Source organism: Nodosilinea sp. FACHB-131 (assembly GCF_014695395.1).
Lineage (GTDB): Bacteria > Cyanobacteriota > Cyanobacteriia > Phormidesmidales > Phormidesmidaceae > Nodosilinea.
Genome location: NZ_JACJOF010000007.1, coordinates 113220 through 134922 on the forward strand (window position 1 = coordinate 113220; position 21703 = coordinate 134922).

The window sequence follows — 21703 nt, forward strand, 5'->3', positions numbered from 1 at the left end:
CTTGGCTTTGGCCCAGGCGGGCTCTAAAGCACGTTCGGAGTATAGGGCTCAAATTCCTCACAGCTACCCTTTTTGACCGTAATCACTGTTTTGACCCCACCGCGGCGGGTATAATCGCCAATCACCCGCAACCCCTGGGGCTGGAGCTCGTTCCACAGGCGATCGGCAATCTGGTTGGCCACGTTTTCATGGCTGATGCGCTGATCGCGAAAGCTGTTGATGTAGAGCTTGAACGCCTTGAGTTCCACCACCCAAGGCCCTGGGCAATAGTCCACCACAATAGTGCCAAAGTCCGGGTAGCCCGATCGCGGGCACAGCGCCGTAAATTCTGGGTGCTCTAGGTGAATGGTATAGACATTTTCCGAAGGATTTGGCCATTTCTCCAGCGGGTCTACGCTGGCCTGGAGAATGGCGCGATCGCCGTATTGAGAGGTCGAAGCTGAGGCAATAGTCATGGGCAGCAGAAAATGGGGTAGACAGGATCAGTTCAGGCTGATACAGAGCGGTTGAGACCAGCTTTGCCAATGCTTAGCATTCCCAAAGAAAAATGCGGCTGCGGCGTAGATTGCCTCTTTTGGTAATGTAGCCTTTTTCAATGTTTCTTAACTAAAACGGCGATTGATCACCCCTAGATGACTGGGCTGCGGCAAAAGTTCCCGGCTAGAGCCTTGACTAAAGTTATTCCAATCGCTTAATCAAAACTTCATACTTCTTCCTTAACACCTTTGGCTGTGCCCCAAACCCTGTGATAAGTTCACCAAGCGTTGGGAGTAGTTTTTGTAGCACGTTTGTAGCACTGACTCCCCAGTCGCATTGGAAGACGCTTTTTCAGGAGAGACATTATGACGATTTACCGTAAGCTTGCCCTCGCTGCCGGTAGCCTCACCCTCGCTGGCTTTGCCCTAGGCCTGCCTGCCCATGCCGAAGATCCCAAGGCCGAAGCTGTAACCGAAGGCACCGAAGCCATTGCCCCTGAGACCGAAGCCGTCGCCCCCACGGTTGATGTCGAAGCAATTGAAGCTGAACTCGATGCCGAGCGGGAAGCTGGGATCGAAGCCGCCACCCCTGATGCAGCTCCCACGGTTGATGTCGAAGCGATCGAGGCTGAACTCGATGCTGAGCGGGAAGCTGGGATCGAAGCCGCCACCCCTGACATTCGGACTGAAGAAACTGACCCCGAAACGGTGACTGAAGAGACCACCGTTGAAGAAGCCGATTCTGAATCAGTGACCGAAGAAACCACTGGTGAAGAGGCCGATTCTGAATCAGTGACCGAAGAAACCACCGACACCGTTGGCGCTGAAGCAGAAGACCCTGCTGACGTCGAAGCCACCACCGATGAGGTTGACCCTGAGGCCGCCGTTGAAGAGGTTGCTCCCGAAGTAACCGTCGACGAGACCCCCGACGCAGTTGACGCCTCTGAAGCCGAAACCACCGGCGAAGAAGCAGCTAAGCCTGCCGCTGAAGCTACCTCGGGTAGCTAAACGTCTGGGGCTAGAGCTGCCGCTTGACCCACTCCAGGGCTTCTTCGCGGCAGCTCACTAGCCCCTCGGCTTGGGCCAGATGAACGGCCTCTAGCAGCTCACCAATTTGAGGACCTGGTTTGAGAGCAAGCCCTTGCACCAGGTCTTTGCCTGTAACGAGAGGCTGGGGATGGGCAACGGGGTCATTGGGGGTGAGGTATCGCTCCACCAGCGGCAGAATCAAGGCCTCGGGCGTACCGTAGGCCAAACTCAGCAGGGCAACGCCCCCAAAGCCCGCTCCGGCAGTTCTGAACAACTGGTACTGCTGGCCGGGGGGGAGCAATGTAGCGCTTTGGTGTTGATGTAGGTACTGCCAACCCTTAAGAATGCTCAGCACCGCCTGCTGCTCGGCACGGCTGTATTTGAGTTTTGCCAGGGTTGTCTCGGCGCTGGACAGGTCGGGGGGCAGCAGCTGACTGAGCTTGACCGCCTTAAGCCAGCTGCGGTGCAGGCCGGGGGTAGTCTGTTCTTTGACCCAGCTGTGCAGCAGGTAGGAAAAATTGGGCCAGCGCTTATGGTACTGGGCCGCCAGTTGGTCGATGGTGGCCAAACGGTCCAGATGGGGGCGATCGACCTCGGGTAGCCAGGTTTGCAGCAGGCCGTCCTGCCAGGCCAAGCTCAGCAGGGTAGACCCCTCGGGCTGGCTGAGGAGGCAGTCTAGCTCACCGCGCACCCGCTCAGCCGCCATGCGCCCCAGGGCTGGGGCCAGGCCGCGAATGGTTTGTTGAGTGGTGGGGTCGAGGCTAAAGCCCAGCTGGGCGGCCTGGCGGTAGGCCCGCAGCAGCCGCAAGGGGTCGTCTTTGAGGTTTTCAGCGGCGACCATGCAGAGGGTTTTGCGGGCCAGATCGGCGCAGCCATCGAGGGGGTCGAGCAGGGTTTCGCTGTGGGGGCTGTAGGCGATCGCGTTGATCGTAAAGTCGCGCCGGTGAAGGTCGGAGTAAATTGTTGGCCCCACCTGCTGGGCAAAGTCAACGGTGGCGCTAGGAAACACCACCCGCGCGATCTGGTGCTCGGTGTCGAGCACTACAAAGCCTGCGCTGTAGTGCTGGGCAATGGATTGTGCCGTGGCGATCGCCCGCTCAGGTAGCACAAAATCGAGGTCTAGATAGTCGGCCTGGCGATGCAGCAGGGCATCTCTGACACTTCCCCCCACCAAGTAGGCTTGCTGCGGCAGTAGCGACACGCTGAAGGGCCAGGTTTTTGGCGAAAGCGCCGATTTCTCAGTAGCCACTGCGAGGGAGAAGGGTGATAGCGTTGGATTCAATGAACCCTCATTTCTTTCATTACAACAGGGTTTTTTAGTCTTGACACCCTGGCCCCGCAGAGAACAGCCGAAAACCCAAGCTGGGTTTCCATTTTGCAACATCTGGGCTGGGCCGCCCGGGACATTCAAAAAACTTGAGCTAGACTACCAGAAAACGCATCCCCTTTACGGCAAAAGCCCTTTACTGCCTTAAGAATGACGGTCATTTAGCTGAGGGCTGGCTAGACTGGAGATGTCAGCTTTGACCTTGCTGTGTTCCTGCCGAGGGCGTGCTATGTGCATTTGTGTAAACTGCCACTACGTCGATCGCTGCACCACTTACCACGCGGTGGAAGAGCTGCACAGACAACCTCATCTGACCGATTCCCCCAGCTTTGAAGCCGTGAATCCTACGGTCAACGCCAACATTCGTATGCTCGATGACGGGGTTGAACAGGAGTTTGACGTAGTCGGCTGCGACAGCTTTGTTGCAGAACAGGGTAAGTGGGCCAAGCTGCGCCCCGGCGAATTGGTGCCGACTTAAGGAGTGGATGAGTAGTTGGGTAGATGGGTAGGTGGGTTGGTCTCTCCGTATCATTCCTAAGCAGGGTGGGGTTAGTGCTCACCAGCACAAAAATCTCTAACATCGCAGATTGCTGGATAGTGAATCGAGCCATCCTTTGACCACTCTTTGCGTCAACCCTGCTTGTCCACAGCCTGAGAATGAGGAAAGGGCTAGGGTCTGCACAGCCTGCGGTCAGTCGTTGCGGATGGCTGAGCGCTATTGCTGTCAGCAGTTCCTTGGCCAGGGCGGGTTTGGGCGCACGTACCTGGCAGTAGATGAGAGCAAAAACCCATCAGCCGTTTGTGTGGTCAAGCAGATGACCTTGGCAGTAGGAAGCGATCGCGGAGAAAGGCGCGATCGCTTTCACCGCGAGGCCGATCGCCTGGCTACCCTGGGCCAGCACCCTCAAATTCCTGCCCTACTGGATGTGATTGACAACGCTCAAGGGCAGTTTTTGGTGCAGGAATACATCCCTGGTCCCAACCTCGACCAGCTGATTCAACGATCCTCTAACCTGAGTGGTGAAGCCCTAGTGCAGCGAGTGCTCTACGAGCTGCTGCCCGTGTTGGCCTACATTCACGACCACAGCGTTATTCACCGCGACATTAAGCCCGCCAACATTATTGTGCCTCCATCACCGCAACCTCTGGCCCTGGTGGATTTTGGGGCGGCAAAGGCGATCGCAGACCCCGAACAACTCAAGCGTACCGCTACGGTAATCGGCAGTGCGGGGTACGCTGCCCCAGAGCAGGCCCTGGGCAAGGCGGTCTACGCCAGCGACATTTTCAGTCTGGGGGTGACCTGCCTGCACGTGCTTACCGGGCTGCACCCCTTCGACCTGTATTCTGTCAGCGATGATGCCTGGGTGTGGCGGCCCTACGTGACGGCACCCATTAGCCCGGCCCTGGGGCGTGTATTGGATCGCATGGTCAACCGCCGCCTGCAAGAGCGCTACAGCGATGCCCAAAAGGTGCTGGCCGACCTGCGCTGGAGCGGTCTGGCCTTGGATGCCAAAGACTCAAAATTACCTCTGGTCTCAACCAAGTCGCTGAATGCCGCCCCGACCTGGGAGCAGCGGTTTGCCCTCAGTCTGCCGGGGATTGTGGCCAACGGCCTGGCGATGAGTCCCCATGGAAGGGCGATCGCCGCTGCCTGTGCCGACGGCGCTGTGCGCCTGTGGGACTGCACCAACGGAGAGTTGATTCACACCTTTCGCCGATCGCTGGGCCTGCTAGGCGTGGGCCATCGTGGTGCCGTCAACGCGGTGGCGTTTACCCATGCTGGAGATGCGATCGTCAGCGGCGGCGAAGACAGTCAGCTGATCCGGTGGCAGCTGGATGATTACACTGGCCATAAATTGCCAGTGTCGAGCTGGCAGATTTCCTCACTGCTGATTGCTCCACCTGACGACACCCTGGCGGTGGGCAGCGGTGATGGGCGCATTCACCTGTGGGCGCTTGAGCGGGGAGATGGGCCAAAGATGCTGGTGCACCACCAAGACCAGGTGACGGCACTGGCGGTGGATATAGTGGGGAATCTGTTGGTGAGCGGGGGGCGCGATCGCACCCTGCGCCTCTGGTCACTGCCCTCGGGACGGCTAACTCGTACCCTTACGGCCCCCAAAGCCCCAATTATGGCCCTCGCCTGCCACCCCCAGGATGGCCGCATCACCAGCGGCGATGGCGAAGGCCACGTGCAGGTCTGGAGCGCCGAAAATCCTGACCAGGGGCTGGTAATCCACAAAGCTCCTAACCCGATTACGGCGTTAGCGATCAGCCCTAATGGGCATTGGCTGGCGATCGGGGCAGACGATGGTCACCTGACCCTAAAGAACCTGCAAGGGCTGGGCCAAACCATTCAGCTGCGCCACGCCTGGGGCGTACGGGCGATCGCCTTTACCCCCGACAGCCGTATGTTGGTCAGCACCAGCGCCGATCAAACCATTCGCTTTTGGTGCCTTGAGGCCGCCTAGCTGGGGCGATCGGAGTCGTCTTAGGAATTGGGGCAGCCAAACTCAGTTGAGAGACTGGGCGGAGACTACTGTCGTGCCGATGGGGTCTCAGAAAACTGGCGCACGGTGGCGCCGAACCCCGATGCTTTAAACTGCTTGAGTTTGAGGGGCTCGGGCTGGCTGGCGGCCACAGAAATCCGCAGTTCGAAGGGACTCTCGCCGGGGGGAACTTCTGGAATGCCGCCCAATCGCCCTCGGTTTTGCATGACGGGATTGTCGTCGGCGTCAAAAATGCGGCCAAAAATGTCGGCGTCAATTACAGACTTGCCGGTGCGGTTAATTGCTTTGCCGGTGATCAAAAAGCACTTCGCCTCCTGAATTGAGCCGGCGGCCACCATGCCCTCGGCGTAGTCGGGGGGGCAGGGGGCGTAGCTGAGGTCGCTAATTTCAATGGGAGTTAAGGCTTGGGCCGTTAGCCCCGCCCCACTAATCAGCCAAAGGCCTGCGATTAAAAGAGCGGTGAAGATCCCACGTAGTGCCATAGGTCGCCTGCTGGTAAGCAAAATCAAACCTTTATCAGCTTATCGCGATTTGCCCTGGCAGGAGGGCAAGGGTGTTTCGTCCCAGCGCTGGGTAAGGGTCAGCCCCAGCCTAGGGCAGCCGCTCCGCAACATAGGCTTTGGCGTCGCTCAGACTACAGCCGTTGACCTCTCTAACGCGTTTAACGGCATCGATCAGCCTGCCCTGGCCCAGCAGGTCGCGCACCTGGCGATCGAGGTCGGTGGCGGGCGGGTTTTGTAAGGCGGGAGAACTAGCCCCATTTTGCGGCGATCGCCCCTGTAAGCCAGCAGGAGCGTTTTGATCCCCGGCTGGGCGAGGGCGCTGAAGCCGTCGAGTCAGCCAGAACGACAGGCCAAAGGCCAGCAGACCCGCCCCAATAAAGACAACAACGACCATGGCAACGCCCAACGAAGTGCCTCTACTCTAGCCGCTGCATGGGCCAACCTCCCTCCCCTGCCCAGTAAAAAATCCTTCCAACCCCCGCCCCAGCGTGTATCCTTTAGCAGATCGTTTACTGACCTCTGGGTACCGCCATGAATCAGTTTCCTAAGCCGTCTCTGGCCATGCTAGCGCTGCTCAGCGCCCTGGCTGCGCTGCCGATCAATGCGCTCAGGTCTGAGCCTCGGCTGCTGGCTCAGGTGACTGAGAAACCCACACCCACCTTTACCCTGCAACCGAGCGTCCCCGCCGGCACTACCCTCTCGATTGAGGGGTCACCGTCGATGGTGGAGATCAACGAGAGCCTGGGTGAAGGCTTTGAGGCCCGCTACCCTGATACCGATGTGGTGGCGTCGATTAGTGGTGACGATCAGGCGCTCCAGGCACTGCGGGACGGTGACGTAGAGCTGGCGGCTCTGGGGCGATCGCTCAGTGACGCCGAGGAAGATCCGAGCCTGACGTCAATTCCAGTGGCGCGGGAAAAAATTGCCATCATTGTGGGGCGCGACAACCCGTTCCGAGGTGATTTGACCTTTGATGAGTTTGTTGCCATTTTTCGTGGTGAAATCACCAACTGGTCGCAGCTGGGTGGACCCAACGTGCCGCTGCGGTTTGTCGATCGCCCCGCCACCAGCTCTATCCGGTTGGCCCTAGCCGACTACGAAATCTTTCAAGCCCAGCCCTTTGAGACTGGCGACAACGCCGTGCAGGTAGAGGAGGATGACACCGCTGCGGTGGTGCGTGAGCTGGGCAGCGACGGCATTAGCTATGCGATCGCCTCTGAAGTGCTAGGGCAAGACGCCGTGCGCCCGGTGAGCCTAGACGGCACCCTGCCCGACGACCCCCGCTATCCCTACTCTCAACCCCGCAATTACATCTATCAGGGTGAGCCGAGCCTGCCCGTAGAGGCATTTTTGGGTTTTGCCACCAGTGACGAAGGCCAGGCCGCTGTGGCCGAGGCGCAGCAAACCGCCCGCGCCAACGTCACCGTGGGGGCCAGCAAGCTACCCGGCGGTGTGGCTTTGGCCCCGGATGGTCAGTTTATGGTGCGCGGCACTGAAGACGGTCAGCTGCAATGGCTGGATGCTGACGGCAATCTGACGAAAACGGTGGTAGCCGATGCCCATCAAGGGGCCGTATCGACTGTAGTGATTAGCCCCGATGGCCAAACCATCGTTTCTAGCGGAGCCGATGGCACCCTGCGCCGGTGGGATCGCAGCGGTAACCCGATTGGCGAGCCGATCGAAGGGCAGGGTGGCCCAATTTTGGCCCTGGCCGTCAGCCCTGACGGTCAAACCCTGGCCAGTGGCAGCGCTGACGGCACCGTAGAGCGCTGGTCGCTGGCCGATGGCACCCGCGTGGGTGAACCCATTGCCGCCCCCGGTGGGCCAGTGCAGGCGCTCCACTACCCGGTGGGTGGGCAAACGCTGATTACGGGCAGCCGCGACGGCAACTTGGGCGTTTGGAATGCGGATGGCACTGCTGCAGGCCAAAGCGCCAACGCCCACCCCGAGGGCGTGACCACCATTACCAGCAGCCCCGATGGCCAGGTCTTAACTACCACGGGCGGTGACGGCAGCCTGCGCAACTGGGATCGCTCCACTCTCCAACCCAGGGGAAATACCATTCAAGCCCATGGCGACAGGGTTAGCGCTGTGGCCTACAGCCCCGACGGCCGCACTCTGGCTACTGCCGGGGCCGACAGCACCCTCCAGCTGTGGTCGGCGGATGGCAGTAAGCAACTGGCAGAACCGGTGCAGCTCGATGAGCCTGCAGCCTCCCTGGGGTATACCCCCGAGGGACTGCTGGTGGTGGGAGGGAGCGATCGCCAGGTTGAACTGCGCAATGACCGGGGCGAGCTGGTGTCCAACAGTGAATCTGGGGCTGGCTCGGGAGACGCCAACGACCCGATCACGGGTTTGGGTGATTTCTGGCAGCGCCTGCGGGACTTGCCTCCCAGCGCTTGGTGGATGCTGGCCGTGATTCCGGCCCTGCTGCTGCTGTTTGGTATTGCGGGGTCGCTGTTTAGCAAAGACGACGACGATGAGGATGAGCTAGAGGCCGACGGCGATCGCGGCACGGCGGTGGGTCTCATCCCTGGTCCAGATATCGATTTTTCTAAGGTAAGTAGCCAGCCCCCGGCAGATAGGCCAGTGCTTCCCCCAACTCCTCTGCCCGAGGTAGAGGGGTTGCCCCCCGAGGCCGAACTCGTGCCCAGCGGTGAGTATCTAGGAGCAGTGCCGCCAGACAAACTAGAGCAGGCCCGCATTGACCTGGCTGAGGGTCGTCGCCTGATGCGCGAGGGCCGTTACGACAACGCTCTGATCTACTTTAACCAGGCTGTGGAAGCTACCGAAGTGGAGCGCCGCAAGACTGACGCTACCGCGACAGCGGCCGGAGGCATCAACGCCATTGCCGCCCAGGCCCAGGCCGAGCGAGGGAATGCCCTAGCGCTTTTGGGGCAGGCCAACGACGCTATGGATAGCTTTAATGCCGCGCTGCGCCTCGACGCCAGCGTTGTTGACGCCTGGATTGGCAAAGGCCGTTTGCTCAGCACCATGGCCCGCTACGAAGAATCTCTCTTCTGCTTTGACACCGCCCTAGAACTCGACCCCACGTCCGCCGCGGCTCTTTCGGGCAAGGGACAAGCGCTCATAGCGATGGGCCGCCAGAGCGAGGGACAAGCCTGCCTGGATCGGGCCGCTGCCATGGCTAACGGCGATTCTACCTGGGAGCTACCTGCGATCGATGCTCCCCCTGAAGCCGGAGCATCGATCGCAGGGGCTGCAGCGATTGGCAGCGCCTCTGGGTCAGGGGTGGTGCCTGAGTATGCCCCTCCATCGGACTATGGCTACGACCCCGATGTGCCCATGGAGCTACAGCAGATGGTGCAGGGGCTGCCATCCGCCGATGTGGAAATGGTGGGCACCTCCACCCTCAGTTTTGATGTGCCCCCAGACCTGGCGGCAGAGGCGGCTGAGTTGCCCGATCGCGCCGAAGATGCCAGCGCGATTCGCGAAGCGATCCCTACGGGAATCGCCCCTGGCTTACCGCCCGCTGCCCCTGAAGGCGTCCCCAATGGCGATGTTCCAGCGGCGATTCCCCCTGAGATCCCGGTGTCAGAGCCGGTGCCCAGCACTCTGGAAGAAGAACTGCTCAGCCAAGTGCGTCTTGGGAATACCCCTCCCGTTGAGGCCGAGCCTACGGCGCTGCCGATGGAAAGCAACGGTGCTGCTACCTCGGCAACAATGCCGCCCCTACGACCGGCCCCGATGCCTGTACCGCCGCCGGTGCTCCTAGAACCGGGTGACTATGTGCCGCCCCCGGCAGAGGTGTCGGGAAGCGAGGATTTGTCGGGATTGGAGGGACTGCCGCCCGAGGTCATGGCGGCTCTAGCCAGCATTCCGCCCAGTTCGCCCGACAGCTTTGGGGTTGTGCCCACCAGCTCTGAGCCAGTACCAGAAGATACTGACGATGCCGCTGCTGCTAGCTGGATTCGCCTATCCATTGACCAGGATGGGGGGCGATTCTATGCGGTGTGGCAGATCGACGAGGGCGATCGCGCCCAGGCCAAAGCCGACGGCGGTGAAACCATGACCCTGCGCCTCTACGATGTCACCGGTCGGGCCACTCAAGCCGCGCTGCCCCCAGCGGTAGTGGAGCAGCGCTGCCGCGACGACTTTGCCCAAGACTGGTACCTGCCCATTCCCCAGTGGGATCGCATCTATGTCGTAGAAGTGGGTTATCTAAGTGCGGCTGGCGATTGGCTAGCGATCGCGCAATCGATCGAGGTAGCGGCGATTTCTGCTGCTTAAGCAAAAACAGCTAGCGGGTTGGCAAGTTCGAACTTGCTAACCTGCCAACTAAAACTTTGCGCTGCACCAGCTTTGATCAAAAAAGCCCGAGGCGGAGCCCCGGGCACAAGTCAGGAGTGACTTGAAGATCCAGATAGTGACGACTTCAGGAAGTCTGTTGGACAGCACCATCAGGTAATTCACACCTTGAGCACCCACTGCTCGCGGGTAGCGGTGCTGACAAAGGGGGCGGGCACAAAGGGGATCTCGACCCCCAGTGAAATGAAGGCGGCCCGAATGGTGGTAGCGTGAGCTGCCTCAGCGGCGGCGATAGTAGCCCCGGCAGTGATTAGCTCGGGGGTTCTGAGGCGGGCGACCTCGCTAGCGTAGGCAATGGCGGCATCGGTTTCGAGGGCCAGGGCCAGCTTGGCGATGTTGACATCAGAGTCGAGGCCACCGTCGCCCCGCTCCAGGTAGGCCGACAGGTCGTAGCTATCTTCGGCCGTGACGGGAGTGCCGCCCAGGTCGCTCACGACTTGTGTGAGCAGGTCGCGGTGGGCCATGTGGTCGGCCTGGTTAGCCAGGGCGATCGCCAGCACGGCTTTGCCCACATCGGTGTCGCTAAGACCCCCAGCAGCGGCTCCATAGGCCCAGATAGCTTGATGCTCGTAGAAGAGCGCCCCATTGAGAACGGCAGCATCGTTAGCGGCCGCTCTGCCGCGGATTCCACCCATGACGCGGTTCTGCGCGCTACGGCTCTCGGCTTGGGCTGCACTCTTGGTTAGGGCAGAGAAGCCGAGGGTGCCAACTAGACCTGCGATCGTGCCGCCCACCATAACCCGACGACGAGAAACCCCTGCTTTGGGGGAAGCTAGATCGTCAGACATGAAATCATGATTCATTGCAGTATCCTTTGCGCTAATGTCGTGGGCAAGCGTAATTGCTATCAGACCCGCCACAATACGACTAGCCCTGGTCTATGGATGGCAAGTTCTCCCAATTGATGTTTGAGTTCAGCACATCCACTGCGTTCTATATCTGTTTCTCCCCCAGCCATCCACAACGGTGGTCTGAGTCGTATTCCTGATGTGTAGTTAATGCCTCCATTGCCGCCCCCCGACCCTCGGATGTCTTCCCCAGTTAGCGATCGCGATCTGGTTACCCGTCTGTGGGCCGGTGATACCGCTGCCCTCGCTACCCTCTACGATCGCTATTCGTCGATGGTTTATACCCTGGCCCTCAAAATGCTGTCTAACCCCGCCGAAGCCGAAGACCTTACCCAGGAGGTGTTCGTCAATTTTTGGCAGCGGCGACAGTACGACGCCGAGCGGGGCAGCGTGGGCAGCTACCTGGCGACCTTCACCCGCTCCCGTGCCCTCGATCGCCTGCGGATCACCAGCGGGCGGGCGGTGATTTTGCAGCGGTTCCAGCGCATTAGTGAAGCCTCGGCGCGATCGCCCAACCCGGTTGACTATGCCACCCAGCACGAGCAGAACCAGCACCTGCGCGCCGCCCTCGATCAGCTCCCCACCACCGAGCGCGAAGTGTTAGAAATCGCCTACTTTCAAGGGCTCACCCAAGCCGAAATCTCAGCCCAACTCGGCATTCCCCTAGGTACCGTCAAATCCCGCTGCCGCCAAGGCCTCCTACGCCTGCGCACCCTCCTCCAACCTCACAAAGACTAAACCCTCCCCACCCACTCTCCCACCCATCCACCCTCCCACCCTCCCACCCCTCACCCGCCCACCGATGACCTCACCTCCCCTTCCTGACAATTGGCGCTCGCTGCTGGCGGGGTATGTGCTCGACGACCTCACCCCTGAAGAAGCCGCCCAGGTCGAGCAGTGGCTTGATCAATATCCTGAAGTGGCGACTGAACTGGCAGCTCTGCAAGCCACCTGGGGCAGCCTTGCCCTCGGGCCAACCCCAGTAGCGCCGCCGCCCGATCTGCGCGATCGCACCCTGGCTGCTGCCTTAGCCGCTGCTGTACCCGTCGCCGTGCCCGCTGCCGCTGGGCCTGAGTCGGCAATTGCCGGAGAGGTACTCGTGCCGAGTCAGCTCCCCAATGCTGCGCCCACCCCCCGCCGATTTCTCTGGGCGCAGCTGGGGCTGGCCCTGGGCTGGGCCGCTACCGCGCTGGCCCTGGCCTTTGCCCTGCAAGAAAACCAGCGCCTGCGCCTGGCCCTGCGCCAAACCGAGGCTGTGGTGGCCAGCTTTAGCCAGCCCGCCAACCGCCTTTATACCCTGGCGGGCACCGAGGCTGAACCCCAGGCCAACGCCCGCCTGGTGGTCAACCCCGCCGACCAAACCGCGCTGATTGTCACCACCGATCTGCCGCCCCTGGCCGACGATCAGGTCTATCGTCTCTGGGCGCTGACTGACAGCGACCCCGTATATTGCGGAGAATTTAACCCGGCCGCCGCTGAAGACACGAACGAGTGGGTGCTGCCCGACGCCGTCTGTGGCACTGCCCCCGTGCAGATGTTGATCACGGCCGAGCGGGCGGACGATCCACCGGTGCCGGCAGGGGATTTGGTGATGCAGAGTGAGTCGTAGGGGAGTAGATGGGTAGGGGGTGGATGGGTGAGGGGTGAGGACGATCGCTCCACCCTCTAGGGCGTCCTGGGTCACAATAGAGTAAGCAACGTTTATCTCTGCACCTATGGCTTCTTTGGCACCGTCGCGATCGCAACCTGCCGCCGCACCGACTGCGGCTCTGTGGGCGGGGGCGATCGCCCAGCCCGCTACAGAATTCGCCGCCACGACGCTATCCGTATTGGAGGGGCAATTACCTGCGGGACTGCGGGGCACTCTCTACCGCAACGGCCCCGCTCGGTTCGAGCGCGGCGGCACCCGAGCCGGCCACTGGTTTGATGGCGATGGGGCGGTGCTGCGGGTGAAGTTTGATGGCGACAGCGCCTTGGCCACCTACCGCTACGTGCGCTCGGCTGGGTATGTGGAGGAAGAAGAGGCCGAGCAGTGTCTCTATCGAGGCTATGGCACTCTGCCGCCCGTGTCTATCTGGCAGCGGTGGCAGACTCAAATGAAAAATGCCGCCAATACCTCGGTGCTGGCCCTGCCCGATCGCCTGCTGGCCCTATGGGAAGGGGGTCTGCCTCACCGCCTCGATCTAGAGACCCTAGAGACGGTTGGCCTAGACAACCTGACAGAACTCCAGTCTGGCGATACCTTTACCGCTCACCCCAAGCGCCATCCCCGCACCGGGGAAATCTTTAGCTTTGGCACGATTCCGGGGGGCAACGCCACCCTCAAGCTCTACCGCTGTAGTCCTGCCGGGGCCGTCGAGAAGACCGGCACAATTCCCCTAGCGGGGATTCCGCTGCTGCATGACTTTGTGCTGGCCGATCGCTACCTAGTGTTTTGCGTGTCGCCGGTGCGCCTTAGCCCCTTGCCGGCGCTGTTTGCTCTGTCTAGCTTCAGCGATGCGTTGCAGTGGCAGCCTCAGCAGGGCACCCAGATTATCGTGGTGGATGCCGACAGTCTGGAGGCGATCGCCCTCAATGACGCAGACCCCTGGTACCAGTGGCACTTTGGCCACAGCTACCTCGATTTTGACGGCTCCGTTGTGTTCGACGTGGTGCGCTACAACGACTTTGCAACCAACCAGTACCTTAAAGAAGTGGCCTCGGGCCAGACCTCTACGCCCGCCGATGCCCAGCTCTGGCAGTACCGTATCGACCCTAAAACTGGGAAGATTCTCGACCAGCATTGCTTGCTCGATCGCCACTGCGAGTTTCCGATCGCGTTTGGCCACGACGAGACGGCGGTCACTTATTTGAATGTGCATCGCACGGTGCCCACTCCGGCGGATGAGCTGTTTGGGGCGATCGCCCGCCTTGAGCCTAAAGCTGGCCTCACCGTTGCCGATGCCGGAGAGGGCCGCTATCCCTCAGAACCGATCGTCGTTGCGAACCCGGCGAATCCCCAGCAGCCCTGGGTGCTGACTGTGGTCTACGATGGTACCCAGCACCGCAGCGAACTGTGGGTTTATGAGGGGAATGAGCTTGAAAAGGGGCCGATCTGTCGGCTAGGGCTGCCGGAAGTGGTGCCTCACAGTTTTCACGGCACCTGGGTGAGTAAGTAAATATGGTGCTGACCAGTTCGTTTAGGAAGTTGGTAATAAATAACCCATAGCCAAGTTTGGGACAGCGAACGGTGAAGTTGTGGGGCGGCGGATAGCTTTGAAAACCTACCGATACCCTCTACTTCGTCCGCACCAACAGCTGCCAATTTTGGTAACGGCTACACCATGGAAGCCTATGACGCGCACATTCAGACCATGCAAGAAGGGCTGATGGCTTACAACCGCATGCTGTCGATGGTGGATGGTGCCTACAACGACATGCTGATGGCCGAGCGCAAGCTCATGGATTTCTCTGACCACATGCTCTCCGGCTTCGGCGTCCGCTACGGCAAAGACAGCTCCGAATACGAAATGGCCGGAGGCCGCCGCAAATCTGACCGCCAAAAGCGCACTCGCCGCACCGCTAATACTGTGAATGTTGCTTAAGAGTTAAGCGAGTATTCCAAAAGCAATTTGCCGTAGCTTCTAGTCCCCTGCTGATCCCCCTGCCCCTTAAAAAGAGGGGTTAAAAGCTCTCCTCAAAAGGGGGGCTTTTACTTTGGTTACAAGAAACAAGGCCTATCAAAATCCTGACATAACGCTCAAGACCGCCTGTGCGATCGAGGCTGACGCCGCAGCATTACGCCTGAGGCGACTCCTGCAATGCCGCCAAACAGCATTGCACTGAATGCAGCAGCAGTCAGGCCAAACATGACACCAAAGAGCCAGCCAACAGCAGGAACCCCATGGGCCGCTCCCATGCCAGCGATGAAGTTGCCATATATATACCCACCAACGGCTCCCCCGATCGCAGCACTAGCTATGACCCCAAGCGCGCCAAGCAGCAAGCTCAATACCAGCCCCTGCTTGACGCGGGGTGAAGCTTGGGCAGCGTCGAGATTACGCCTCATCCATTTAGTCAGGACTAATGATAGGTCTGAACCCCGCGTGTAGGTCATTTCAGGCCCATGGATACTCCCCAAAATCAGGCCATTCATAATCCCGGCATAAAAGAGCACCGCAACTGCAACACTCCACATAGCCCAGTGCTGTGACGAGCCACAACCCGCAATACCCATACCACAGGCTTCGGTCACGTGAGAGGCTCCGTTTCTTAAAGCGGCGATCGTGCCACCAAACATGACACCCTCTACTCCAGAGGTCACCGATAGAAAGATGTGAAACAAAGCAAGCTGCCAAACTTGTGGGGGCTCGTGTTGCATCATGATCAAGGTCCCTAAATCGGTTGCCTTTGCGCCATCGATGGACCGTGATGGCCTCACGTGCAAAAGCCTCCCCCTTATCGTTCCTCAAACCAGGCCTTTTCAAACGCTGCCGTTAATACTCCAACCTACGCAACATAGACTGGTGCATCCAATATCAGGTTGAGTAAATAAGTAATCTGAGTTCGGGATGAGCCCGGCATTGCAGCGGGAAGCAAGCTACACCCTCAACCCCTCTCCCTCAGGGAGAGGGACTTTGAGCGCTTCCGGCTCCCCTCTCCTACGAGGAGAGGGGCTGGGGGAGAGGGCTGCCGGGGAACATCGCTAACTATGCCTAACCCGAACTAAGGTTGAGTAGGTAGTAGGCGGCTAACGCGGCGGCACCCAAGTCCGCAGGACGCGACCGGGGATCTCTTTCCCCAACCAGGGAGTATTGGCAGATAAAGAGCACAGGGTTGAGGGCGCAACCGTCCAGGTCGTGCTGGGATCAAACAAAATCATTTCGGCAGACTGCTGGGGTTGAATAGTCGGCGGCATCTGGCCCCAGCACGCTGCCGGATTGGTGCTCAGCGCCTGCACCAGCGTCAGCGGCGACCAGTCGCCCTGGGCAACAAAGGTATCCCACAAAATCCCCAGCGCCAGCTCCAGGCCGATCGCACCAGGAGGCGCAGAGGGAAAGCCCACGGTTTTGTCTTCGTAGGTGTGGGGGGTATGGTCGATCGCGATCGCATCCACAACCCCCGCCTTCACTCCCTCAATCAGCGCTGCCTGGTCTTCGGGGTTTCCCAACGGCGGCGACAGGCGCAGGTTGGGGTCGTAGCCGCCCAGATCCTTTGCGCTAAACAGCAGGTGCATCCAGGTGGTGCTGGCGGTGACGGGCAATCCCCGCTCTTTGGCCTGGCGCACCAGTTCCATTCCGCGCCCGGTAGAAATTCGCATCAGGTGAACGGGAGTACCGACCTCGGCCACACATTCCAACAGCGCGGCTAGGGCAGCGGTCTCAGAGCTAGCCGGGTCGCCCACCAGGCCGTAGATCAGCGAAAAAGGCCCCTCGCGGGCCACACCAGTGTCTCGCAGGGTGCGATCGCAGCTCCACAGCGCCACCGGCTTGCCCAAGGGCCGCAGGTACTGCAACAGTCGCTGCACCAGCAGTGGGTTTTGAATCGCTCGACCATCGGCAAAGCCTGCGATCGGAGCCTCAGACAACTCCACCAGCTCCACCATCTGCTGGCCCTGGGCACCCTGGGTTAGCGCACCCCAGAGATGGAGCTGAGGCAAAGAGGGATTGGTTTGGGCGATCGCCTGTCGCCGAGCCAGCAGCTTTTCCACCATCGCCGGATGGTCGATCGCCGGTTCCGTATTCGGCAAAATGCCTAGCCGGGTAAAGCCGCCCGCCTGCCCAGCCGCCAGCAGCGATGCCAGGGTTTCCCTCGGTTCGTGGCCCGGCTCCCCCGAGTGGCTGTAGAGATCGACCAGGCCCGGCAGCAAGACCTTCCCCTGGCCCTGAATCATCTCAGCACTGGCGGGAATGACGGTAAGGGATGGGGCGATTTCTGTCACCACACCGTCCTGCACCAGCACATCGGCGACCTGATCCGTCTGGGTCACCGCATCCAGCACCCGCACCTGCTGAATTAGCTGAATCTCCGTCACAGGGCCCCCGCTGCGGTTTTGTCGAGCACGCTGCCCGAGAGGTGAATGGTGACGTTGGCCGTGGTCAGCACCGGGGCACTGTCGATGCCGTCGGGGTAGTCGATCACGCTCACCGCGCCATTGCCCTGCTTAAACCGCCAAAAAAACTCCGGCCCCATGCCCAGCACGTGGCAGAGCAGCGCCTTGTTCACCGCATCGTGGGCGACGACGAGAATGGTCTGTACGGTGTCACCGCCGCTGTGGGCCGCGACGATTTGCTTCCAGGCGGCGATCGATCGCAGCCACACCTGCTCCAGGTTTTCGCCCCCCGGCATTTGAACGGTTTCAGGGGCGCTCTGCCACTGATCCAGCATCCCTGGATAGTTGGTCTCGATCTCAGCTTCGTAGAGCCCTTCCCATTCCCCGTGGCTAATCTCGCGCAGCTCGTTCACCGAGTGCAGCGTCAGCCCTGGATGGTGCTGGAGAATGATTTCCGCCGTTTCCTTCGGTCGCGCCATAAAGCTGGTGTAGGCGGCATCGATCGCCACGGGTTTGAGAAAGTCTGCCGCCTTAGCGCCCTGGGCGCGGCCGTTGTCGTTGAGGGGCACATCGATCTGGCCTTGAAAGCGGCCCTGGCGGTTCCACTCGGTTTCGCCGTGGCGCACCAGCAGCATGCGGGGGCCTTTGTGGCCGCGACGCATCTCGGGCAGCGGTGCCCCCATGTGGCTGGTCAGGTTCATGGCCTCGACCTGCACTGGGCTGCCCCAGCCAGCGGCAAAGTTCAGCACGCTAATGCTGCAATTGGCCTGGTGCAGGTTGTTGAAATACTCTGGCCCCAGCCCAATGGCGGTGCTAATCAGCGCCCGGTTGATGGCGCTGTGGGCCACCACCAGCAGGGTTTTGCCCTGGTGCTCAGCTAACACCCCCTGCCAAAACCGCGCCGCCTGCTGATACAGCTCGCGAATAGGGTAAAAATCGACCGTTGTGCCGTCGGCCTGGGGCACCGCCATCACCAGGTTGGCTGGGTCGGTGCGCCACTGGTGAAAGGTTTCGGGGTGCTGAGCCTCAGCTTCGCTGAAGGCCACGCCTTCCCACAAGGGCAGGCAAATTTCTTTGAGGTCGTCGGTAAAGGCGGGAGTTAAGCCCGCAATTTCCGTGCGCAGCTCGGCGGCAATAATCTCAGCGGTTTTGCGCGCGCGCTTGAGAGGGCTGGCCCACACCCCATCAAAGGGAATGCCCAACAACGCCTGCCCCACCTGGAGCGCCTGGGCCTCGCCCTCGGGAGTCAGCTCCGACTCGTCGCAGTGACCTTGAATGAGTTTGAGCTGGTTGTAGGTGCTCTGCCCGTGACGAACGATAATAACGCGGGTTTTCAGGGGTCTGTCCTCTCAAGTTGCGCGACCAACGTCAGATTTTACCCTGTTGGGGAACCGCGTCGCAGCTTTGCAAAGTACTTGGGCGGGAGTGCGTTTGAGCTTTGCTGTGCCTACAGAGACAGAAATCCACCGTAGAAGCGGCGGCATAGTGGTAGGCAGTTTTGTGTAGGTGCGATCGCACCCCTGTCCACCGCTAGATACAGGTATGAATCAAAGCTGCAAAGTCTCTTGTAAGGGCAAACGACCATTTGCGCCCACCCAAATTCATGCTTCAACTCAGCAACACCAAGCTTTGTCCGCTGTTCAAGGGCTGTTTGCTCAGCAATTCCCTCATTCGCAGCCAGCGAAGCCTCTTGAGCGCTTAACTACCGCGTTTGGTAGATGTTGAATAGCCGCGCTCTTGCAAAACTGTTGGGCATAGATCCCAGGTTATACCGGCCCGACAAAACCCAGCGCAGAGCTATAAATCCATGGTGAAATTTGCTTATCACTCCTCCCATGAGCAGTTTGCCCCCAGCGCGCTGCTGGGCTGGGCACAGCAGGCCGAACAGGCTGGCTTTACCGCCGTCACCTCCTCCGACCACTTTCATCCCTGGAGCGAGCGCCAGGGAGAATGCGGCTTTGCTTGGTCTTGGCTAGGGGCCGCCATGCAAGCAACCTCACTGCCCTTTGGCGTCGTCTGTGCCCCCGGTCAGCGCTACCACCCCGCTATCATTGCCCAGGCCGCAGCCACCCTAGGGGAGATGTTTCACGATCGCTTTTGGGTTGCCCTGGGCAGCGGCCAGGCGATGAACGAAGCTATCACCGGCCAGCCTTGGCCCATCAAAGCCGAGCGCAATGCGCGGCTCAAAGAATGCGTAGACGTGATCCGCGCTCTTTGGGCTGGCGAAACCGTTACCCACCACGGTCTAGTGCAGGTAGAAGAGGCCAAGCTCTACTCTCGCCCCGCCAATCCACCCCGCATTATGGGGGCGGCCATTACCCCTAAAACTGCCGAGTGGGTAGGGAGTTGGGCCGACGGCTTGATTACCATTTCCCACCCCCACGACAAACTGCGGGAGGTGGTCGAGGCCTTTCGGCGCGGCGGCGGTGAGCACAAACCTATGTACTTAAAGGTGCAGCTCTCCTACGCCCCAGATCAAGAAACCGCTTTGCTAGGAGCCCACGACCAGTGGCGCACCAATATTTTTGAGAGCCAAGTATTATCTGATTTTAGGGTGCCTAGCCAGTTTGATGCTGCTGCCACCTTTGTCAAACCAGACGACATGTACCAGTATGTGCGCGTCTCGGCTGACCCCCAGCAGCATATCGAGTGGTTGCAAAAGGATATGGAGCTGGGCTTTGAGACCATTTCTTTGCACAACGTCAATCGAGAGCAGCAGCAGTTTATTGAGGTCTTTGGCGAAAAGGTATTGCCGTTTCTGAAATAGTTAAAATGGTGGGCGGTGCCCACCCTACAGCAGTTGCAGTCGCCAAATTCAAGCTGGCACCCCTTTCCCCAGAAATCCTCTAGGCCTGTCAGGAATTTTTATTTTCTCTTCTATTTTCGCTCTTTCCTTATACGCTGATTCGCTGGGTTTTTCATGTTAGATCTTTGGTACAAAAATGCGGTTCTCTACTGTCTTGATGTAGAAACCTACATGGATAGCAACGGCGATGGGATAGGCGATTTTGTGGGGCTAACCCAGCGTCTAGACTATATCGCTGGCCTCGGAATTACCTGCGTTTGGCTGATGCCCTTTTACCCATCGCCCAACAAAGACAACGGCTACGACGTGATGGACTATTACACCGTCGATGCTCGACTAGGTACGTTGGGCGATTTTGTTGAATTCACCCGCCAAGCCCGCGAGCGAGGCATTCGCATCCTGATCGATTTGGTGGTCAACCATACCTCTGATCAGCATCCCTGGTTTCAATCGGCGATTAAAGACAAAAACTCGAAATATTTAGACTACTACTTTTGGTCCAAGAAAAAGCCCGAAGATATTGATGAAGGCATTGTTTTTCCGGGTTTGCAGAAGTCAACCTGGACCTACCAGCCTGAGGTGGGCGCCTACTACGCCCATAGATTTTATAGTCACCAGGCAGACCTGAACATAACCAACCCTGAAGTCAGGGACGAAATCAAAAAGACAATGGGCTTTTGGCTGGAATTAGGGGTGTCTGGGTTCCGCATTGATGCTGCCCCTTTCTTGATTGAGCTAACGCAGGCCGACAACGTATTTGAACAGGTCGAAGATCCCTTTATCTATATCAACGAACTGCGCGAGTTCCTATCGTGGCGCCGGGGAGATGCCATTTTGCTGGCCGAGGCCAACGAGTCTCTAGAAGAATTGCCTAAATACTTTGGCAATGGCGATCGCATGCAGATGTTGTTTAACTTCTGGGGCAACCAATATCTGATATTAGCTCTCGCTCGCCAATCAGCCGCGCCCCTGGCCCAGGCGTTTAAGGAGTTGCCCCCGTCACCGCCGGTTGGGCAGTGGGCCAACTTTGTGCGCAACCACGACGAACTGAGTTTAGATAAACTCTCCCCCGACGAGCAGGACGAAATTGCGGCGGCCTTTGCCCCCGATCGCGAGACCATGTGGATCTTCGATCGCGGCATTCGCCGCCGGTTTGCGCCGCTGCTCGACGGCAATCTGCAACGGCTCAAGCTCACCTACAGTCTGCTCTTCACCCTGCCCGGCACGCCCGTGGTCAACTACGGCGAAGAACTGGGCATGGGCGACGACCTATCGCTAGACGAACGCAATCCTGCCCGCACCCCCATGCAGTGGTCAAAGGCTTCGAATGGCGGGTTTTCTACAGCGCCCGCTGACCAGGTGGTGTTGCCGGTGGTTTCTACTGGCGACTACAGTTACAAGCAGCTAAACGTCAATACCCAGCAGCGCACCCCTAACTCGCTGCTGAACTGGATGGAGCGGGCGATTCGCCTACGCAAAGAATGCCCGGAGTTTGGCTGGGGCCAATCGCAACTGTTAGACACTGGCCACGACAGCGTTTTTGCCCACCGCTGCGAGTGGCAGGGCAAGGCGGTGATCGCGGTGCACAATTTCAGCCAATCTGACTGCAAGGCGACACTCATGCTGAAGGATGACGTGGGCAAATGCCTGATCGATCTATTTGAAGACCAGCCAGAGGATGTGATCTCAGATGCTGCTTACGACATTCACCTGCCTGGGTATGGCTACCGCTGGTTTCATGTGGGGCACCCGACTGATTAAACAGCGCGTTTGAAGGCTGGGCTAGGGATCGTTCAGCCTGTAGCGCCCTACCCGATCGCCCCTACCCGATCGCACGAATCCGA

Annotated in this window: 18 protein-coding genes; 10 read left to right on the plus strand and 8 right to left on the minus strand. The window is 59.6% G+C overall.

From position 1 onward, the window contains the following. Positions 1 to 23: 23 nt before the first annotated feature. Positions 24 to 455, minus strand: a complete 432-nt coding sequence (queF, locus tag H6F75_RS03595) for a preQ(1) synthase (protein ID WP_190749306.1) — start codon at positions 453 to 455, stop codon at positions 24 to 26. A gap of 387 nt (positions 456 to 842) precedes the next feature. Between queF and H6F75_RS03600 the strand changes: the two genes are divergently transcribed. Further along, on the plus strand, positions 843 to 1484 hold the full coding sequence (locus H6F75_RS03600) for a hypothetical protein (RefSeq protein ID WP_190749308.1): 642 nt from the start codon (positions 843 to 845) through the stop codon (positions 1482 to 1484). Between the two features lie 10 nt (positions 1485 to 1494). Here H6F75_RS03600 and H6F75_RS03605 read toward each other — a convergent pair whose 3' ends face one another. Further along, positions 1495 to 2754 (minus strand): CCA tRNA nucleotidyltransferase, encoded by a 1260-nt coding sequence (locus H6F75_RS03605; RefSeq protein WP_347710603.1) that lies wholly within the window; start codon positions 2752 to 2754, stop codon positions 1495 to 1497. A gap of 307 nt (positions 2755 to 3061) precedes the next feature. Here H6F75_RS03605 and H6F75_RS03610 point away from each other — a divergent pair, with 307 nt between their 5' ends. Next, positions 3062 to 3310 carry a Ycf34 family protein gene (locus H6F75_RS03610; protein WP_190706116.1) on the plus strand — a complete coding sequence of 83 codons (249 nt, stop codon included), beginning with the start codon at positions 3062 to 3064 and terminating at the stop codon, positions 3308 to 3310. A gap of 226 nt (positions 3311 to 3536) precedes the next feature. Further along, positions 3537 to 5303 (plus strand): serine/threonine-protein kinase, encoded by a 1767-nt coding sequence (locus H6F75_RS03615; protein WP_190749312.1) that lies wholly within the window; start codon positions 3537 to 3539, stop codon positions 5301 to 5303. 65 nt (positions 5304 to 5368) lie between these two features. Here H6F75_RS03615 and H6F75_RS03620 read toward each other — a convergent pair whose 3' ends face one another. Both H6F75_RS03620 and H6F75_RS03625 read right to left on the minus strand, forming a co-directional pair. Beyond that, positions 5369 to 5824, minus strand: a complete 456-nt coding sequence (locus tag H6F75_RS03620; protein WP_190749314.1) for a hypothetical protein — start codon at positions 5822 to 5824, stop codon at positions 5369 to 5371. A gap of 109 nt (positions 5825 to 5933) precedes the next feature. Next, on the minus strand, positions 5934 to 6239 hold the full coding sequence (locus H6F75_RS03625) for a hypothetical protein (RefSeq protein ID WP_190749316.1): 306 nt from the start codon (positions 6237 to 6239) through the stop codon (positions 5934 to 5936). Positions 6240 to 6376: 137 nt separating this feature from the next. On the opposite strand from H6F75_RS03625, the gene H6F75_RS03630 reads away from it, so the two are divergent. After that, complete coding sequence (locus H6F75_RS03630) at positions 6377 to 10096, plus strand: substrate-binding domain-containing protein (RefSeq protein WP_190749318.1); 3720 nt, start codon at positions 6377 to 6379, stop codon at positions 10094 to 10096. A gap of 179 nt (positions 10097 to 10275) precedes the next feature. Here H6F75_RS03630 and H6F75_RS03635 read toward each other — a convergent pair whose 3' ends face one another. Beyond that, positions 10276 to 10977 (minus strand): ferritin-like domain-containing protein, encoded by a 702-nt coding sequence (locus tag H6F75_RS03635; protein ID WP_190749320.1) that lies wholly within the window; start codon positions 10975 to 10977, stop codon positions 10276 to 10278. Between the two features lie 225 nt (positions 10978 to 11202). Between H6F75_RS03635 and H6F75_RS03640 the strand changes: the two genes are divergently transcribed. From H6F75_RS03640 to H6F75_RS03655, 4 genes are all read left to right on the plus strand, one after another. Next, a complete protein-coding gene (locus tag H6F75_RS03640) occupies positions 11203 to 11760 on the plus strand; it encodes a sigma-70 family RNA polymerase sigma factor (RefSeq protein WP_242019638.1) in 558 nt (185 codons plus the stop codon). Between the two features lie 64 nt (positions 11761 to 11824). Continuing rightward, complete coding sequence (locus H6F75_RS03645; protein ID WP_190749324.1) at positions 11825 to 12631, plus strand: anti-sigma factor; 807 nt, start codon at positions 11825 to 11827, stop codon at positions 12629 to 12631. A 106-nt stretch (positions 12632 to 12737) separates the two neighbouring features. After that, positions 12738 to 14180, plus strand: a complete 1443-nt coding sequence (locus H6F75_RS03650) for a carotenoid oxygenase family protein (RefSeq protein ID WP_190749326.1) — start codon at positions 12738 to 12740, stop codon at positions 14178 to 14180. Between the two features lie 165 nt (positions 14181 to 14345). Next, positions 14346 to 14606: a hypothetical protein gene (locus H6F75_RS03655; protein ID WP_190749329.1), complete on the plus strand. Its 261-nt coding sequence runs from the start codon at positions 14346 to 14348 to the stop codon at positions 14604 to 14606. A 155-nt stretch (positions 14607 to 14761) separates the two neighbouring features. On the opposite strand, the gene H6F75_RS03660 is transcribed toward H6F75_RS03655, so the two are convergent. The 3 genes from H6F75_RS03660 to H6F75_RS03670 all read right to left on the minus strand — a co-directional run bounded on the left by H6F75_RS03660 (position 14762) and on the right by H6F75_RS03670 (position 18390). Next, positions 14762 to 15325, minus strand: a complete 564-nt coding sequence (locus H6F75_RS03660) for a hypothetical protein (RefSeq protein WP_206754666.1) — start codon at positions 15323 to 15325, stop codon at positions 14762 to 14764. Between the two features lie 426 nt (positions 15326 to 15751). Continuing rightward, positions 15752 to 17035 (minus strand): dihydroorotase, encoded by a 1284-nt coding sequence (locus H6F75_RS03665; RefSeq protein WP_190749333.1) that lies wholly within the window; start codon positions 17033 to 17035, stop codon positions 15752 to 15754. Then, a complete protein-coding gene (locus H6F75_RS03670) occupies positions 17032 to 18390 on the minus strand; it encodes a histidine phosphatase family protein (RefSeq protein WP_190749697.1) in 1359 nt (452 codons plus the stop codon). Before H6F75_RS03670 ends, H6F75_RS03665 begins: the two co-directional genes overlap by 4 nt. Before the next feature lie 470 nt (positions 18391 to 18860). Here H6F75_RS03670 and H6F75_RS03675 point away from each other — a divergent pair, with 470 nt between their 5' ends. Both H6F75_RS03675 and H6F75_RS03680 read left to right on the plus strand, forming a co-directional pair. Beyond that, entirely contained in the window at positions 18861 to 19820 is a 960-nt protein-coding gene (locus H6F75_RS03675; protein WP_190749335.1) for a TIGR03885 family FMN-dependent LLM class oxidoreductase, read from the plus strand. Positions 19821 to 19973: 153 nt separating this feature from the next. Next, positions 19974 to 21620 carry an alpha-amylase family protein gene (locus tag H6F75_RS03680; RefSeq protein ID WP_190749337.1) on the plus strand — a complete coding sequence of 549 codons (1647 nt, stop codon included), beginning with the start codon at positions 19974 to 19976 and terminating at the stop codon, positions 21618 to 21620. Positions 21621 to 21703 lie beyond the last annotated feature (83 nt).